The sequence below is a fragment of the Janthinobacterium lividum genome (genome assembly GCF_034424625.1).
GTDB lineage: Bacteria > Pseudomonadota > Gammaproteobacteria > Burkholderiales > Burkholderiaceae_D > Janthinobacterium > Janthinobacterium lividum.
The window spans coordinates 5,443,431-5,459,763 of the sequence record NZ_CP139976.1; the positions used below are offsets into that span (position 1 = coordinate 5,443,431).

Here is a 16,333-nt window from a genome sequence, read left to right on the forward strand (position 1 = left end):
AAGAAAGTTAAGAATGGCCGTCGCCTGACGGCTCGGGCATGTTCATCAGCAGGCAGGAGCGGAATTTCGACGGCGACATCTGCTTGTGTGCCAAAAACTGGCGGTTGAAATTGGAAAGGTTGTTGAAGCCCGTGCGATAGCAGATATCGGTGACCTTCATGTCCGTGTTCATCAGCAGCTCGCAGGCCAGCGCGATGCGCTCCTGGTTGACGTATTGAATGAACGAGGTGCCCGTATGCTTGCGGAAGAAACGCGTGAATTTGAGCGTATTCATCTCCGCCACGTCGGCCACGTCCTGCTCGCAAAAATCGAGCGTGATGTTCTGCTTGATATAGGCCAGCACCAGGTTGATGGTCGACGACATGTAGCGGCCCGCCTGCGCCAGGTAGGTGACGCTGGCCAGCGGGCGCCGCTCGCGGCAGTCGCACAGCTCGCCGAACAGGCGCGTAAACAGTTCGACCCGGCGCAAGCCCTGCGCCGTCGTCAATTCCTTCATCAGCGGCACCAGGCGCAGGCCCAGCGCATCGGGAAATTGCAAGCCCCTGCCCGCCTCGGCCAGCAGAGCTTTCAGGGGCGCCATCTCCGGGAACAGCAGCGCGCAACGTTCGATGAAGTCGCTGGAAAACTGCAGCACCAGGTCGCGCTCGGGCAGGACCACGCCTTCCGGCAGTTCGCTGACCCAGTTATGCGGCAGGTTCGGCCCTGTCAGGATCAGATTGCCTGCCCCGTAACTGCCGATATGGTCGCCGATAAAAAATTTGCCATTCGATGTGATGATGAAGTGCAGCTCGTACTCGGGATGAAAATGCCATTTCGCCACGGTGTGCGGAAAACCGTGCGCCCACGCGCGAAACGATTCGTGGATCGGTTTATGGATCAGTTCCAGGTCAGGCGTCACGGCAGTTCCCTTGCACGGTCTTGGTCACCCTATTCTAACCACTTACTGACCACCGGGCGCCACGGCCAGCCCGCTGTCGGCGTCGAACAGATGCATGTGCTCTTCGTCGAAGGCCAGCGCCAGGGTCTGCCCTACCTGCGCCGCGCTGTTGGCCGCATTCGCCGGCAGCAGGGCCGACAAGGTCAAGGTGCCGCACTGAAAGCTGATCAGCGCTTCGGCGCCCAGCAGCTCGACCAGGTCGATGGCGCACGCCAGGCCATGGCTGCCGGCATGTTCCTGCGGCAGAGCCGCGCGCAAGTGGTTCGGCCGCAGGCCGAAGACCACGCGCGCGCCGGCCGGCAGCGCCGCGAAGCGGGGCGAGACCAGCGGCCAGCGGTAGCCGGCGCATACGAGCACCGTTTGCCCGTTTTCTTTTTCGATGACGCCGTCGATGAAATTCATGGCTGGCGTGCCGATGAAGCCGGCCGCAAACAGGGTGCGCGGGCGGTTGTACAGCTCCGCCGGCGTGCCGATCTGCTCGATATGCCCGCCCTTCATCAGCACCACCCTGTCGGCCAGGGTCATCGCTTCGAGCTGGTCGTGCGTGACGTACAGGGTGGTGGTGCGCAGGCGGCGGTGCAAGCGCTTGATGTCGGCGCGCAGCTGCGCGCGCAGCTTGGCGTCCAGGTTCGACAGCGGCTCATCGAACAGGAACACTTGCGGCGTCTTTATCATGGCGCGCGCAATCGCCGTGCGCTGCTGCTGGCCGCCCGACATGGCGCGCGGCTTGCGCTCGAGCAGGCTGTCCAGGCTGAGGATGGCCGCCACCTCGCGCACGCGGCGCTCGATCTCGTCGTTCGGCACCTTCAGGCGGCGCAGGCCGAAGGCGATATTGTCGTACACCGTCATGTGCGGATACAGCGCGTAATTCTGGAACACCATCGCCACGTTGCGCGCGCGGGGCGGCAAGTCGTTGACGACGGCGCCGCCGATCAGCAGCTCGCCGCCGCTGATGTCTTCCAGGCCCGCGATCATGCGCAGCAAGGTCGACTTGCCGCAGCCCGATGGCCCCAGCAGGACGATGAATTCGCCGTCATCGATTTCCAGGTCGAACGGCTGCAGCACGGCCGTCTTCTCGTCATACGTCTTGTGCAGCTGCCTGCAGGCGATATTTGCCATGGTTAGTCTCCTGCCAGTTCAATCTGGATCTTGACGTCGCGCGGATGGCCCTTGGCCGCTTCCTCGAACGCCTGCACGCCGTCGGCAAAGCCGAAGGTACGCGAAATGAAGGGCTTCACGTCGATCTTGCCGGAGGCCAGCAAGGCGATGGCGCGCGGGAAGATGTTCGCGTAGCGGAACACCGACTCGATGCGCACTTCCTTGGCCTGGATGGCGACGATATCCAAAGGTACCTTATCTGGCGGCATACCGACCAGCACCAGGCAGCCGTTCGGGCAGAGCAGATCGATGATATTGTCGTAGGCGCGCATGCTGCCGCTGGCCTCGAAGACGATGTCGGCGCCCCATCCATCGGTAGCCTCGCGCACCGTGTCGGCCAGGCTGGCCTGGCGCACGTCGACCGTGGTCACGGCGGGATTGCCGGCGAACAGGGCCAGTTTTTCCGGCACCAGGTCGGCCAGGATCACGCGCGAGCAGCCGCCCGCCAGCGCGGCCAGGGTGTTCATGGCGCCAATGGTGCCGGCGCCGATCACCACGGCCACGTCGCCCGGCTTGATGGCCGCCTTCTTGGCCGCCTGCAGGCCGATGGCCAGCGGTTCGACGATGGCGCCTTCGCCGAAGCTGACGTTGTCGGGCAGCTTGAAGGTGAACGAGGCCGGATGCACGACATATGGCGTGAGACAACCGTGGATGGGCGGCGTGGCCCAAAAGCGCACGGCGGGATCGAGGTTGTACAGGCCGCGCATGGTGGCCGGCGAATCGAACTGCGGTACGCCCGGCTCCATGCAGACCCGGTCGCCCACTTTCAGGTGCGTCACTTCCACTCCGACTTCCGCCACGACGCCGGATGCCTCGTGGCCAAGCACCATCGGCGCTTCGACGGCGAAGGGGCCGATCTTGCCGTGCTTGAAGTAATGCACGTCGCTGCCGCAGATGCCCACGGTATGAATCTTGATTTTCACGTCGCGCGGGCCGACGGCGAGCGGCACGTCGATATCGCGCAGGGTGATGGAATGCGCCTGTTCCAGTACGAGTGCTTGCATGATAGCCTTCCTTATTTATGTTTGAGCATGGAGTTGAGCAGCCGTCCCAGGATGCCGACGAACAGCAGCGGCGGCAGCGCCAGCAGCACGGTGGAAGCGTTCACCACGCCCCACGGCACTTCCTGGCCCATCGACGTGAAGGCCGACGCCACCACGGGCAGGGTCATGCTTTTCGAGGAGGTGAGCGCCAGCGCGATCATCAGTTCGTTCCAGACCAGCACGAAGCTGAAGACGATGCCGCCCATCAGGGTTTTAGAGGCCACCGGCAGGGCCACGTGCCAGAACACCTGGTAAGGGCCGTAGCCGTCCAGCGCCGCCGCTTCCTCGATCTCTTTCGGGATGCGGGCAAACGCGGGAATCGACAGCCAGATGATGGTCGACAGGGTCACCAGCAGATATGTCACCACCATCGACAGGCGCGAGTCGTACAGGCCCAGGTCGATCCAGATCGAGATCAAGGGAATGGCGACGGCGACGGGTGGCAAAAAGCGCAGGGAGAGCAGGAAGAACTGGATATCCTTCTTGGCCGGGATCGGATAGCGGGCGATCGCATACGCGGCCGGCACGCCCAGCACGGCGCCCAGCAACACGGCCACGCCGACGATGGCCACGCTGTTGCCCAGTCCCGTCAGCACTTCGGGGCTGGCCAGCACCTGTTTGTAGTTGGCCAGGGTCGGGCTGAAGAAAAAGCGCGGCACGGGCGTGACGATATCCATCAGCTCCTTGAAGGAATTGAGCACGGCCCACAGGATGGGAAACAGCGCCACCAGCACGATGGCGGTGGTAATGGCGGTGGTGGCGGCATGGTCCATGCCGCGCCGAACAGTCAGTTTTCCCATTTGGCGACACGCTTCCAGAGTAAAGTGAAGATGACAGTCGTGGCCAGCATCATCAGCACGGCCATGCTGGACGCATACGACACCTTGCCCATCAGGCCGATGCCTTGCGCATACGCGTACATGTCCAGGGTTTCGGTGGAGATGCCGGGGCCGCCCTTGGTCATCACGTAGATCAGGTCGAACGAGCGCAGCGACTCGACCATCTTGATGAACACGAGGCTCATGATGGGCACCTTCAGCATCGGCAGCGCAATGTACGCATACACCTGGAGCGTGCTGGCGTAATCGAGGCGCGCCGCTTCCAGCGGTTCGGCGGGCAGGGTTTCCAGCAGCTTCAGGATGACGGCGCCGAAGAACAGGCCCCACTGCCAGATGTCGACCAGCGCCACCGCGTACAGGGCCGTGGCGGGATCGGACAGCAAGGCCGTGCCGCCCAGGCCCACGCACTCGAGCAGCCAGTTGAGGATGCCCATCAGCGGCGAATACATGAACTTCCAGATGAAGGCGGCCGAGACGCGCGGCAGCAGCACGGGCACGATCAGCAGCAGCGCGATGACGTCACGCGTGCGTCCCCTGACTCTCTCGAACAGGAACACGGCCAGCAGCACGCCGACGATCAGCGAGCCGGCCACGGTGACCACTTCCCAGATGGCCGATACCTGCACGGCATTGACGAAGCGGCGGTCGCCGAACAGGCGGATGAAATTGGCAAAGCCGACGTAATCGCTGTCGCTGTAGCGCAGCACGCGATTTTGCAGGGCCAGGTTGATGGCGGCGATGCTGGGCACCAGGCCCAGTATCAGCAGGACCAGCAGCGGCAGTGTCAGAAACACGGCCGGCAGCCAGGTATGGCGTTTTTTACGGATAGTGTGTGGCATAGGAGAGACTCTCGCAACGGACTGTCAGGCACAGGGAAGCTGGCCGCCGCCTTCGCGGGCGGCGGCGGAACGGCATGCGGCTTACTTTCTTTTGCTAGCCCGTTGCATCACTTCAGTCGCGTACTCATTCGCTTCATCGAGCGCGCTTTGCACGTCGCCGCGCGTGCCCGTAAATACCTCTTCCAGCACCACGCCCAGGTTGTCGCCGATGTCCGGCCACTCGGGGCTAGGCCAGATGGTGACGCGCGAGACGGGCGTGGTGTCCGTCAGGCCCGCCTGGATCTGCGGCTTGACGTGCTTGCGGAAGTAGTCGCTGGCGATGGTGCTGCTGCGGTTGTAGTCGCTGAAGACGTTGTCCTTCAGGCGCGCCTGCTCCTGTTCCTTGCCCGTGGCGAAAGCGATAAACTTGCCGGCCGCCTGGCGCGTGCATTCATCCTTCGCGCCCGTGGCGGAGATGGCCAGGCCGTGGCCATAGGCGGCAGACGCCAGCGGCGCGGGCGGGCGCACATAGCCCACCTTGTCGACCACCGAGGATTTTTTCGGGTCTTCCATCCAGTCGGCAAACGGCGTCGACTCGATCATGAAGGCCACCTTGCCCGACCTGAACGCTTCGAGCGCATTGCTCCAGTCGTAGGTGGCACCGCCCGGCGGCGAATACTTGAACAGGTCGCGGTACAGCGTGGTGGCCTTCACGGCCTGCGGCGAATTGAAGGTCGGCACGCCGTCCTTTTCCCACTTGCCGCCGGCGGCCAGCATGAACGGCGACCAGCGCCACACATTCATGCCCGAGCCGCGCTGGCCCCGCGCCGCCCAGCCATACACGTTGGGCGGGCTGTTGAGTTTTTTCACGGCGGCGACCAGTTCGTCGAGCGTCTTCGGCACGGCGATGCCGGCCTTTTCCAGCAGGTCGCGGCGGTAGAACAGGAAGTCGCTGCCGCCGATCAGGGGCGCGAAATACGCCACGCCCTTGTACGAGGCGACTGCGCGGCGGCCCGGCAGGAAGTCGTCGTAGTCGGCGTCCTTGGGCAGGTATTTGAGCAGGGGGACGACCCAGCCGGCAGTGGCAAATTCGGCCACGTTGGCTTCATCGATGTAATAGATCTGGTAGGAACCGGCCTTGGTGGAAGCATCGAGCCTGGCCTTGGAGCGGCGGTCGTTTTCGCCGAAATAGCTGATTTGTACCTTGGTGCCGCTTTTCTTTTCATACTCGGCGAGGGTCTTTTCCATCACGGTCAGGCCCAGGCTTTTTTGCGCCAGCACCTTGAGCACAGGCACCGAGCAGCTTTGCGCCGAGGCGTCTGCGAACCCGGCGGACATGAGGGCGCCCCATGCAACAGCAGTCATGATTTTCATAACACGTCTCCATTTTTATAGTCCGGCGGTTTTCCACCGGTATGCCAACTATAAAAACAAAGACCGCGCGCCACCACTACAAAAGGCGCGGGTTTCTAAATACTTTTTTTCACTTCCCTGATACGCATTTGCCGTCTCAGTCCAGACGAAAATCCTTGCGGTAGACATTCGTCTCCTTGCCATCCGGCGGCAGGCGCGAGAAACGCTCGAAGCGCAGGCCCAGCTTGTTGAGCAGGTTGATCGACGCCTGGTTCTGCTGCGAAGTGATGCCGTACAGGGTGCGCAGGCGCAGCACGTGCTGCGCATGCTGCACGATGGCGGCCGCCGCTTCCCAGGCATAGCCCTGGCCCCAGTACGCAGGGCGCACGGCATAGCCGATATCGGGGCCGGGCAGGCTGTCGCGGCGCACCAGGCCGGCCATGCCGACAGGCGCGCCGTCGCTGCGGCGCTCGACGATGTACAGCGAATAGCCATGCGCGCGGAACTGCGCCATGGGTCCCGTTTCCAGCGCGGCGCGGGCCGCTTCCAGGGTGTGGATGTTGCGCTGCCCGATGTTGGCGATCCACGACGGGTCGTTGACCAGCTCCATGTAGAAGGCCGCATCGTCCAGGGTAGCGGTGCGCAAGCGCAAGCGGGACGTCTCGATGACGGTGATCGGCTCTGTCATGGCGCCGCTCATGCCGGCCACTGCATCGGGTCGGTCAGCAGCTGGTACATCACGTAGGCATCGACATAGCCCAGCTGCGCGTGGCGGTAGGCCAGTGGCAGGGTGGCAACGACCGTGAAGCCCAGTTTTTTCCACAGGGTGACGGCAGCCAGGTTGGTGCTGACGACGAAGTTGAACTGCATCGCCAGGTAGCCCGCGCGGCGTGCTTCTTCCATGCAGTGCACGCCCAGCAGGCGGCCCACGCCCACGCCCTGCGCGGCGGGATCGACCATGAACGAGGCATTGGCCACGTGCGATCCATGGCCCGGCTGGTTCGCCACCAGCTTGTACATGCCCAGCAGGCGCTCGCTGCCCATCACGGCGACAAAGCTTTGCACGCCGGGGCCGAACCAGTAGGCATGGCACTCTTCGCGCGTGGTATCGGCGGGGAAGGTATAGGTGTCGCCGCCGGCAACCAGAGTCTGGAAGATCGGCCACATGGCGTCGAAGTCGGCTTCGTTGGCCGGGCGGATATCAATTTCTTTCAAAGCGGTACTCCCGATAACAAGTGATGGATGATTGTATCAGCGCCCCAGGCGAAAATTGACCGTTTCGGGCCGTCCCGGCAGGTGCAGGCGCGATTGCGCGCGGGGCGCCTCGCTGACGACTTTCCCCCGCCGCAGCACCAGGCGCCGCGCCGCGCGCAGGCGCAGCGCTTCCACCGTGGAGCTGCAATCGAGGATCAGCAAGTCCGCATGGCAGCCGGGCGCGATGCCGTAGCCATCGAGGCCCAGGATGCGCGCCGGCGTCTCCGTCACGGCCAGGAAGCAGTCGTGCATGGCTTGCTGGCCCGTCATCTGCGCCACGTGCAAACCCATGTGCGCCACTTCCAGCATGTCGCCCGACCCGAGGCTGTACCACGGGTCCATCACGCAGTCGTGGCCGAAGGCGACGGGAATGCCGGCGGCCAGCATCTCGGGCACGCGCGTCATGCCGCGCCGCTTCGGATACGTGTCGTGGCGCGCCTGCAAAGTGATGTTGATGAGGGGGTTGGCGATGGCCGCCACGCCCGCCTCGCGGATCAGGGGCAGCAGTTTGCTGACATAATAATTGTCCATCGAATGCATGGACGTCAGGTGCGACCCCGTCACCCTGCCCTGCATGCCAAGACGCTGGCTGTGGAAGGCCAGGGTTTCGATGTGGCGCGACAGCGGGTCGTCCGACTCGTCGCAGTGCATGTCGACCATCAGGCCACGTTCACAGGCAAATTCGCACAGCAGGCGCACGGATTCCGCGCCGTCGGCCATGGTGCGCTCGAAATGCGGGATGCCGCCCACCACGTCGACGCCCATGGCAATCGCGCGCTTCAGATTGTCGAAGGCGCCGGGGCTGCGCAGGATGCCATCCTGCGGGAAGGCCACCAGCTGCAAATCGAGATACGGCGCCACTTGCCGCTTGACGTCGAGCAGCGCTTCGACGGCCAGCAGGCGCGGGTCGCAGATATCCACGTGCGAGCGGATGGCCAGCAAGCCGCGCGCCACGGCCCAGTCGCAATACTGCAAGGCGCGATCCACCAGGGCGTCCTGCGTCAATTGCGGCTTCAGTTCGCCCCACAGGGCAATGCCTTCGAGCAGGGTGCCGGAGGCGTTCACGCGCGGCAAGCCGTAGCTGAGCGTGGCGTCCATGTGGAAGTGGGCGTCGACGAACGGCGGCGTGACGAGGTCGCCGGCGGCGTCGATCTCTTGCGCGCCCGCCACGGGCAAGGCGGGGCCGACGGCGGCGATGCGGCCGCCCTCGATGGCGATATCGATGGCGCGGCGCCCGTCGGGCAGGCTGGCATTGCGGATGACAAGGTCCATGCGGACACTCCTTCTGTTGGCTACTTGGGGGCAATGACATCATTGCCATTACATCTACTTCCGTGCGAATGCTGCAGTGCAAAAATATAGCGACTGGCAAAAACATAGCCATAGAATCACGATGCGCGCCTTGCGCGGGCGCAAACATTCGTCAGACAGCAACAAGCTGATGAATACTATGCCGCCATGACAGGGCGGCGCGATAAAAATAACTTTCAACCAACTCGAATCACCGCTAGAATATTCATATTGCGTTGCATCAAAATCAGCCTATGATCAGCTATTCAGCACGCTACCCGCTTTACAAAACGCGGCCAACTCTGGTTTTCGGGATTTTGCAGAGCGTTTTGCCAGCATTTTAATCCGTACAAAGGAGTAAATATGTTTCCGCTTCCTGAACAAATTTCCAGCGCCGCCAAGTCGCAACTGGAAAACCAGCTGCAGATCTTCAGCACGCTGACCAGCAAAGTCTTTGAAAGCGCCGAGAAAATCATCGCCCTGAACTTGAACGCAAGCAAGGCCGCCCTGTCGCAGACAGCGGAAACGGCGCAGCACCTGCTGGAAACGCAGGACCCGCGCGACTTCTTCAGCTACAGCAGCAACCAAGCGCAGCCTAACATCGAGAGCGTGCTGGCCTACAGCCGCCAGCTGTTCGGCATCGCCTCGAGCACCCAGGCGGAATTGCTGGCCTCGGCCAAGGCCCGCCTCGATGCGGTAGCCCCTGCCGCCGCAACGGCCCCTGCCCCTGCCGCAGCCAAGCCTGCGCCGGCCATCGCCGCACCTGCCGCTGCCCCTGTCGCTGCGCCAGCGCCAGCAGCGGCCCCAGCGCCCGTTGCCGCCAAGCCTGCCGAAGTGGCCAAGCCTGTCGCCAAGCCAGCGCCCGCGCCTGTCGCCGCACCGGCAGCCAAGCCAGCGGCAGCGCCTGCCAAGGTGGCCGAGAAGGCCGCCGACAAGCCCGCCGTGAAAGCGGTCGAAGCCAAACCGGTTGCCAAGCCTGAAGCGGCCAAGCCCGCACCTGCACCCGCCGCCGCGCCAGCACCGGCCAAACCGGCCGCCAAGCCGGCCAGCGCCGTCGGCAAGACCGTGGCCAAGGCCGCCGTGAAGCACGCTCCTGCGCCAGCCGCCAAGCCGGCAGCCAAGGCCGCCCCCAAAGGCACGCCATCGAAACAGCTCGACATGTTGGGCGGCAAAGGCAGCGGCCGCAAGTAAGCGTCGCGCACGCCACTGACGCAGCAAAACAACGGGCTACGGCCCGTTTTTTGCGTGCCCGTCCACAGCGCGCTTTTCTACCTTGTTGTATCCTACGCGTACTTTCCGTCCGCGTGCCCGTCCTTCCGCCCCGCGACACCCCATTACTAAAAACAAAAGGTAACCATGAGTTTATCGAGGCTCATCGCCGGCTTCGTGCGTCAGCATTGGCCGGCGTATGCCGCCGCTGCCGTCATGCTGACAGGCGTGGCAACACTGACCGTCTGGATCCCGCGCCGCGTGGGCGCCATCATCGACGCATTGGCCGCGCACCGCATGACGGCTGCCGAACTGTGGCTTGAGCTGCTGACCCTGCTCGCCGTCGGCGTCGTCATCTATTTCCTGCGCGTGGGCTGGCGCATCACCCTGTTCAAGGCCGCCTACCAGCTGGGCGTGATGCTGCGCACGCGTTTCTACACGCGCATGTCGCAGCAGGGCGCGTCGTTCTACCAGAACCAGCGCACGGGCGACCTGATGGCGCTGGCGACGAACGACATCGACGCCATCGAAATGGCCGCCGGCGAAGCCATGCTGGCCGGCTTCGACGGCACATTGACCCTGCTGATGGTGCTGGGCATCATGCTGCTGGGCGTGGACTGGCGCCTGGCCTGCATCGCCCTCTTGCCCTTCCCGCTGATGGGACTGGCCTTCTGGCGCATTTCCAGCCATATCCACACGGCATCGACGGATTCATTGAAGCGCTTTTCCGCGCTGAACGACCATGTGCAGGAATCGCTGTCGGGCGTGCGCACCCTGCGCGCGCTGGGCCTGGAAGAGCGTAGCAGCCAGCAGTTTTCCGCCCTGGCCGGCCACGCGGCGAACGCCAGCCTGACGGCGCAGCGCTGGGAAGCGGCGTATGAACCGGCCGTCGGCCTGACGCTGACGGCCGCCACGGCGCTGACCCTGGGCCTGGGCGGCTACCTCGTGTGGCAAGGCCAGCTGACCATCGGCGCGCTGACGAGCTTTTCCATGTACCTGGGCCAGCTGATCTGGCCCATGTTCGCCGCCGGCTGGGTGCTCTCCCTGATCGAACGGGGCCGTGCCGCCTGGCAGCGCTTGCAGCCCATGCTGGACGCGCCTCTGGCCATCGACGACCATGGCACCATCGCCACCCTCACGCCCGGGCCCCTGCAATTGCAGGACGTCGGCTTTGCCTATGCAGGCCAGACGGCGCCCGCGCTGTCCGGCATCTCGCTGCGCCTGCAGCCGGGCCAGACCCTGGGCCTGGTGGGCCCGACGGGCAGCGGCAAGTCGACCCTGCTGCGCGTGCTGCTGCGCCAGGTCACGCCGCAATCGGGCACGGCGACGTGGAGCGGCCAGCCGCTGGACGCGTATACCTTACACGCGCTGCGCGCTGCCATCAGCTGGGTGCCGCAGGAATCGTTCCTGTTCTCCGCCACCATCGCCGACAATATCGCCCTGGCCCGTCCCGGCGCCACGCGCGAGGAAGTGGAACGGGCGGCGCAGCTGGCCGACATCCATGCCGATATCCTGCAATTCCCCGACGGCTATGCCACCCACGTGGGCGAGAAAGGCATCACCCTGTCGGGCGGCCAGCGCCAGCGCGTGGCGATTGCCCGGGCTCTCCTGGCCGACAACGGCTTGCTGCTGCTCGACGACGCGCTGTCCGCCGTCGACACGGGTACGGAAACGCGCATCCTGCAGCACCTGGAAGAACTGCGCCGCAAGCGCCCCGAGCGCAGCGCCATCATCGCCAGCCACCGCCTGAGCGCCGTCGTCAACGCGGACCTGATCCTGGTGCTGCGCGACGGCCACGTCACGGAAACGGGCAACCACGACGCGCTGATGCAGCGCGACGGCTGGTATGCCAGCCAGTGGCGCTATCAACAACTGGAGGCCAGCCTCGATGCCATCTAAGACCGACCAAGCCACCACCGCCACGCAATCCGTGCGCCGCCAGGCCGCGCAAGCCATCGGCCTGCTGCGCCGCGCCGCCGCGCCCGACCTGCGCCACCTGTACTGGGCCACGTTCTGGCTGATCCTCGCCGCCGCACTGGAAGTGACGGGGCCGATTCTGGGCAAGGCCCTGATCGACCAGCATCTGCTGCCGCGCAACCTGGACTGGACGCGCATGTCGCTGCTGCTGGGCGGATGCCTGCTGACGGGCTGGGTCGCTTCCGGCCTGCGCTATCTGCAGCTGGTGCGCCTGTCCGGCCTGGCCATGCGTTCGGTGCAGCGCCTGCGCGAAACCGTCTACCAGCACGTGCTGCGCCTGCCCATGGCCTTCTTCGACCGCGCCATCACGGGACAACTGGTCAGCCGGGTCACCAACGACACGGAAGCGGTGAAATCGCTGTACGTGCAGGTGCTGTTCGTCATCCTCGACAGCTCCATCGTGCTGGTCGGCACCATGGCCGCCATGGCCTTCCTCGACTGGCGGCTGATGCTGATCGTGCTGGCCCTGCTGCCGGCCGTGCTGGCCATCGTCTTCCTGTACCAGCGCTGGAGCGCGCCGGCCGTCACGCGCGCGCGCGCCCTGCGCAGCGAGATCAACGGCCAGATCGCCGAATCGATCGGCGGCATGAGCGTGCTGCAGGCGAATAACGCGGAAAAGCGCTTCGGCGCGCGCTTCACGGGCATCAACCAGGACCACTACACGGCGCGCATGCAGGAATTGCGCGCCAACGCCTGGCTGCTGCGCCCTGCGCTCGACATGCTCAACATCGTGCTGCTGGCCGTCGTCATCTTCAGCTTCGGCCGGCGCGAGATGGGCGCCGTGGAAGTGGGCGTGCTGTATGCGTTCATCAGCTACATCGCGCGCGTGATCGAACCCTTGATCCAGATCACCATGCAATTCAGCCAGTTGCAGCAGTCGGTGGTGGCCACGGCCCGCGTCTCGGCCCTGCTGGACGAAGCGCAGGCGCTCGAGCATGCACAGGGAAGGGAAACACCGGCCCTGCGGCAGACGAAAGCGGGCAGCGACCTGCCCGCCGTGGACATCCAGAACCTGACGTTCGCCTACGTGGAAAACCAGCCCGTGCTGCACGACCTGTCGCTGACGATTCCGCAGGGCGCCTTCTTTGGCATCGTCGGCCATACGGGCAGCGGCAAGTCGACCCTGCTGTCGCTGCTGCTGCGCTTTTATCCCGTCGCGCGGGGCAGCATCGCCATCAATGGCGTGGCCCTCGACAGCATCGACAACGAGCACTTCCGCGCCGACGTGGGCCTAGTGCCGCAAGACCCCTTCCTGCTGGCGGCCTCGGCGCGCGAAAACATCGACATGGGCCGTGGCTACACGCAGCAGCAAATCGAGACGGCAGCCCGCGCCGCGCATGCGCACGATTTCATCGCCGCGCTGGAACACGGCTACGACACGCCGCTGGGCGAAGGCGGCTCGCGCCTGTCATCGGGGCAGAAGCAGCTGATCGCGATTGCCCGCGCGCTGGCCGGCCAACCGCGCATTCTGCTGCTCGACGAAGCGACGTCGCGCATCGATAGCCAGACGGAGCAGATCGTGCAGCAGGCCCTCAACGAGTTGCGCGGCAAGGTGACCATCATCGCCATCGCCCACCGCCTGTCGACCATCCGCGAGGCCGACCGCATCATCGTGCTGAACCACGGCCGCATCACGGAAGCGGGACCGCACGATGCCCTGATGCAGATCGAAGGCGGCCTGTACCAGCGCCTGTACCTGCTGCAGCAGCTGGCGCAGTAAAGGGGCCTTGTCAATGCCGGCAGTGTGCACTTTCGCAAATTTCTGTGCCCTGCATGATATTTCTTGATTGCAACAGAATATAATCTGTTACAGACAGGTGTCATTGCGGGAGCGGGACGTTGGCAGGCAGACAGAATCGGGCATCATGGCGAAAGGCGCATTGGCTGCTGGTACTGGCCTGCTTGCTGCCGCCCGCCAGCCATGCCCAGGTCAGCAAGCTGGAGCAGCATATTGCCGCCGTGCGCGAGGATGGCCGCTTCGTCCCCGCGCGCGCCCTGCAGCGCCTGGAGGAGGTGGAATCGCAGGCGCGCAACGCTCCCCTGCTGGTGCGCGCGGAATTCCTGACACAGCTGAGTACCGTGCGCATGCGCCTGGGACAGAACGATATCGCCATGCGCCTGGCCGAGGAACTCATCGCCTACGCCCGCCAGAACAAGAGCGACGTGGCGCTGGCGAAAGGCATCCTCTGCAAAGCCTATGTCACGTTCGCCATGAACGAGCGCCGCGCCTCGCACCTGCTGGCCTTTGAGGCGGAACGCATCGCCAACCGCACGGACGACTTGCCCGTGCGCGTGCAGGCCACCATCAGCGCGGGCCAGTCCTGGGCTGAGGAAGGCAATTTCCCGTTTGCGCTGGCCAAGCTGCAGGCGGCCGTCGACCTGGCGCGCCAGAGCAACTCCCCCTCCAGCCTGGCCGCCGCGCTGAATGCCCTCACCCTGCTGTACACGCAGATGCGCGAATACGACAAGGGCTTCGAGGTGCTCGACGAATTGCTGGCCGTATCCGGCACCCTGGCATCGCCGGGCCGCATGGCGCAGGCAAAGAATACGGAATACGGGCTGGCGCTCGACGCGCAGCAGCCGCAGCGGGGCCAGCGCGCCCTGCTGGCGGCCCTGGCGCTGGAGCGCCAGCTGGGCGCGCGCGGCATGGTCGCCGTCACCCTCGTCAATCTGTCGGACAGCTATCTGAAGGAAGGCGACTACACGCGCGCCCTGCGCTTTGCGAATGAAGCCATCACGGCGGCGCGCCTGGTCAACAATGAACAGGTGGAGGCGACGGCGCGCCTGAACATCGGCCAGGCGCTGATCGGCCAGGGACGTTTACAGGAAGGCAAGCAAAGCGTGGCCACGGGCCTGGCCTACTACGAACGCACGGCCAACCAGCCGGAAATGCAGGCCGTGATGCTGGAATACGGCATGGCGCTGGAAAAGGCAGGCGACCTGCGCGGCGCCGTCACGGCGTATCACCGCGAACGGGGCATCTCGAACCAGCTGTTCGAGAAACAGCGGCAAAAGGCCGTATATGAGCTGCAGGAAAAGTATGAGGCGGAAAAAAAACAGCGCCAAATCGAGCTGCTGAGCCGCGAGAATCAGATCAAGAGCACGGAAATCGACAACCGCCGCCTGCAGCAGCGCGTATGGTGGCTGCTGGCGCTGGTACTGGCCATGGCGTCCGTGATCGTCGGCTTGCTGTACCGCAAGGTGCGCCACGCGAACGTGCAGTTGAAGGTGAAAAATCAGGAACTCAAGCGCCAGAGCTCGCGCGACCCGCTGACGGCCCTGTACAACCGCCGCCATTTCCAGGAATTCATGCGCAGCCATGCGGGCAAGCCGCAGCCGTCCTATGGCGGCGCCGATGTCGTGGGTGCGCTGTTCCTGCTCGACGTCGACCATTTCAAGCACATCAACGACGCTTACGGCCATGCGGCAGGCGACCTGGTGCTGACGACGATCGCCGAAACCCTGCACGAAGTGCTGCGCGAAACGGACATGATCGTGCGCTGGGGCGGCGAAGAATTCCTCGCCTTCCTGCCAGCCGTCGCGCGCGACGGACTCGATGACATCGCGCGGCGCATCCTCAACGGCATGGCGGCGCAAAGCATCCACTACCAGGGGCAAGCCATCAAGGTACACGTGTCCGTGGGCTTTGCACCCTATCCGCTGGCGCCGCTGGGACGGCCGCTCACGTGGGAGCGCAGCGTCAACCTGATCGACATGGCGCTGTACCTGGCCAAGGCGCACGGGCGCAACCGGGCGTATGGCTTGCGCGGTTTTCAGCAGGTGGAAAGAACGACCCTGGAAGCGGTGGAGCAAGACCTGGAACGCGCGTGGCGCGACGGCTTCGTCGATTTGAGCGTGGTACTGGGGAGCGCGGACGGGGTGGATAAAACGGAGACGGTGGGGCAGAAGAGGCCAGGCGGCCAGGCCAGCGATGGCGTCGCCGCAGCCGCCATCACCTGACGACAGCTGCGGGGCCCGGCCGGAAGTGGCCGGCCCTGGCGCGCTTGTTACGCTGATTACTTGTGCGCGGATTCCTGCATCTTTTCGCCGGCTTTTTCCACTTTCTTGCCGACGGCATCGGCCGCTTCGCTCATTTTCTTGTCGGCGTCAGCGGCGACCTGGTCCATCTTGGCGCCCGTGTCGGCAGCGGCCTGGCTCACGGCAGCGTCAGCTTTGGTAGCGGCGGCCTTGATGTCGGCTTCAGCCTTGGCGGCGGCCGCATCGATCTTCTGGCCAGCTTGTTCAGCAGGACCGGCAGCGACATCGTCCTTCTTCTGGCAGGCAGCCAGTGCCACAACCATCATCCCGGCGGCGCACACGGTCATCCAATTTTTGCTTACTTTCATGATATTCCCTTTCATTGTTATCAAAAGACACAGATCAGTTCGCAATATACACCTGCCTAAAATTTTCTAGCGTGCGCTAACGCACATAAAAACAGGCTTTTGTGGCGTA

General features: G+C 64.4%; 13 protein-coding genes and 1 pseudogene. 4 read left to right on the forward strand and 10 right to left on the reverse strand.

Translation table 11 applies throughout. The annotated features are described in order from the left end of the window. Positions 1-7: 7 nt before the first annotated feature. The 9 genes and pseudogenes from U0004_RS24570 to U0004_RS24610 all read right to left on the reverse strand — a co-directional run bounded on the left by U0004_RS24570 (position 8) and on the right by U0004_RS24610 (position 8,674). Positions 8-898, reverse strand: a complete 891-nt coding sequence (locus tag U0004_RS24570; RefSeq protein ID WP_034786532.1) for an AraC family transcriptional regulator — start codon at positions 896-898, stop codon at positions 8-10. Between the two features lie 69 nt (positions 899-967). After that, positions 968-2,056: pseudogene (locus U0004_RS24575) on the reverse strand (ABC transporter ATP-binding protein); the annotation flags it as partial. Positions 2,057-2,058: 2 nt separating this feature from the next. After that, positions 2,059-3,099 (reverse strand): NAD(P)-dependent alcohol dehydrogenase, encoded by a 1,041-nt coding sequence (locus U0004_RS24580; protein ID WP_070257989.1) that lies wholly within the window; start codon positions 3,097-3,099, stop codon positions 2,059-2,061. Between the two features lie 11 nt (positions 3,100-3,110). Beyond that, positions 3,111-3,938, reverse strand: a complete 828-nt coding sequence (locus U0004_RS24585) for a carbohydrate ABC transporter permease (RefSeq protein WP_070257990.1) — start codon at positions 3,936-3,938, stop codon at positions 3,111-3,113. Further along, positions 3,926-4,816: a carbohydrate ABC transporter permease gene (locus U0004_RS24590; protein ID WP_034786529.1), complete on the reverse strand. Its 891-nt coding sequence runs from the start codon at positions 4,814-4,816 to the stop codon at positions 3,926-3,928. Before U0004_RS24590 ends, U0004_RS24585 begins: the two co-directional genes overlap by 13 nt. A gap of 81 nt (positions 4,817-4,897) precedes the next feature. After that, on the reverse strand, positions 4,898-6,169 hold the full coding sequence (locus U0004_RS24595) for an ABC transporter substrate-binding protein (protein WP_070257991.1): 1,272 nt from the start codon (positions 6,167-6,169) through the stop codon (positions 4,898-4,900). 136 nt (positions 6,170-6,305) lie between these two features. After that, positions 6,306-6,836: a GNAT family N-acetyltransferase gene (locus tag U0004_RS24600; protein ID WP_081345764.1), complete on the reverse strand. Its 531-nt coding sequence runs from the start codon at positions 6,834-6,836 to the stop codon at positions 6,306-6,308. Positions 6,837-6,844: 8 nt separating this feature from the next. Beyond that, positions 6,845-7,363: a GNAT family N-acetyltransferase gene (locus tag U0004_RS24605; RefSeq protein ID WP_070257992.1), complete on the reverse strand. Its 519-nt coding sequence runs from the start codon at positions 7,361-7,363 to the stop codon at positions 6,845-6,847. A gap of 36 nt (positions 7,364-7,399) precedes the next feature. Beyond that, the gene (locus U0004_RS24610) at positions 7,400-8,674 is read right to left on the reverse strand and encodes an amidohydrolase family protein (protein ID WP_070257993.1); all 1,275 of its coding nucleotides are present in this window, start codon (positions 8,672-8,674) and stop codon (positions 7,400-7,402) included. A 381-nt stretch (positions 8,675-9,055) separates the two neighbouring features. Here U0004_RS24610 and U0004_RS24615 point away from each other — a divergent pair, with 381 nt between their 5' ends. The 4 genes from U0004_RS24615 (at position 9,056) to U0004_RS24630 (ending at position 15,838) form a co-directional block, all read left to right on the forward strand. Further along, positions 9,056-9,883: a phasin family protein gene (locus tag U0004_RS24615; protein ID WP_115057575.1), complete on the forward strand. Its 828-nt coding sequence runs from the start codon at positions 9,056-9,058 to the stop codon at positions 9,881-9,883. A gap of 165 nt (positions 9,884-10,048) precedes the next feature. Then, on the forward strand, positions 10,049-11,800 hold the full coding sequence (locus U0004_RS24620) for an ABC transporter ATP-binding protein (RefSeq protein WP_070254515.1): 1,752 nt from the start codon (positions 10,049-10,051) through the stop codon (positions 11,798-11,800). Next, on the forward strand, positions 11,790-13,598 hold the full coding sequence (locus U0004_RS24625) for an ABC transporter ATP-binding protein (RefSeq protein WP_070254514.1): 1,809 nt from the start codon (positions 11,790-11,792) through the stop codon (positions 13,596-13,598). The genes U0004_RS24620 and U0004_RS24625 overlap by 11 nt, the downstream gene beginning before the upstream one ends. A 182-nt stretch (positions 13,599-13,780) precedes the next feature. Continuing rightward, a complete protein-coding gene (locus U0004_RS24630) occupies positions 13,781-15,838 on the forward strand; it encodes a tetratricopeptide repeat-containing diguanylate cyclase (protein ID WP_327076245.1) in 2,058 nt (685 codons plus the stop codon). 56 nt (positions 15,839-15,894) lie between these two features. Here U0004_RS24630 and U0004_RS24635 read toward each other — a convergent pair whose 3' ends face one another. Beyond that, entirely contained in the window at positions 15,895-16,224 is a 330-nt protein-coding gene (locus U0004_RS24635) for a hypothetical protein (RefSeq protein ID WP_034786523.1), read from the reverse strand. Between the last annotated feature and the right edge of the window lie 109 nt (positions 16,225-16,333).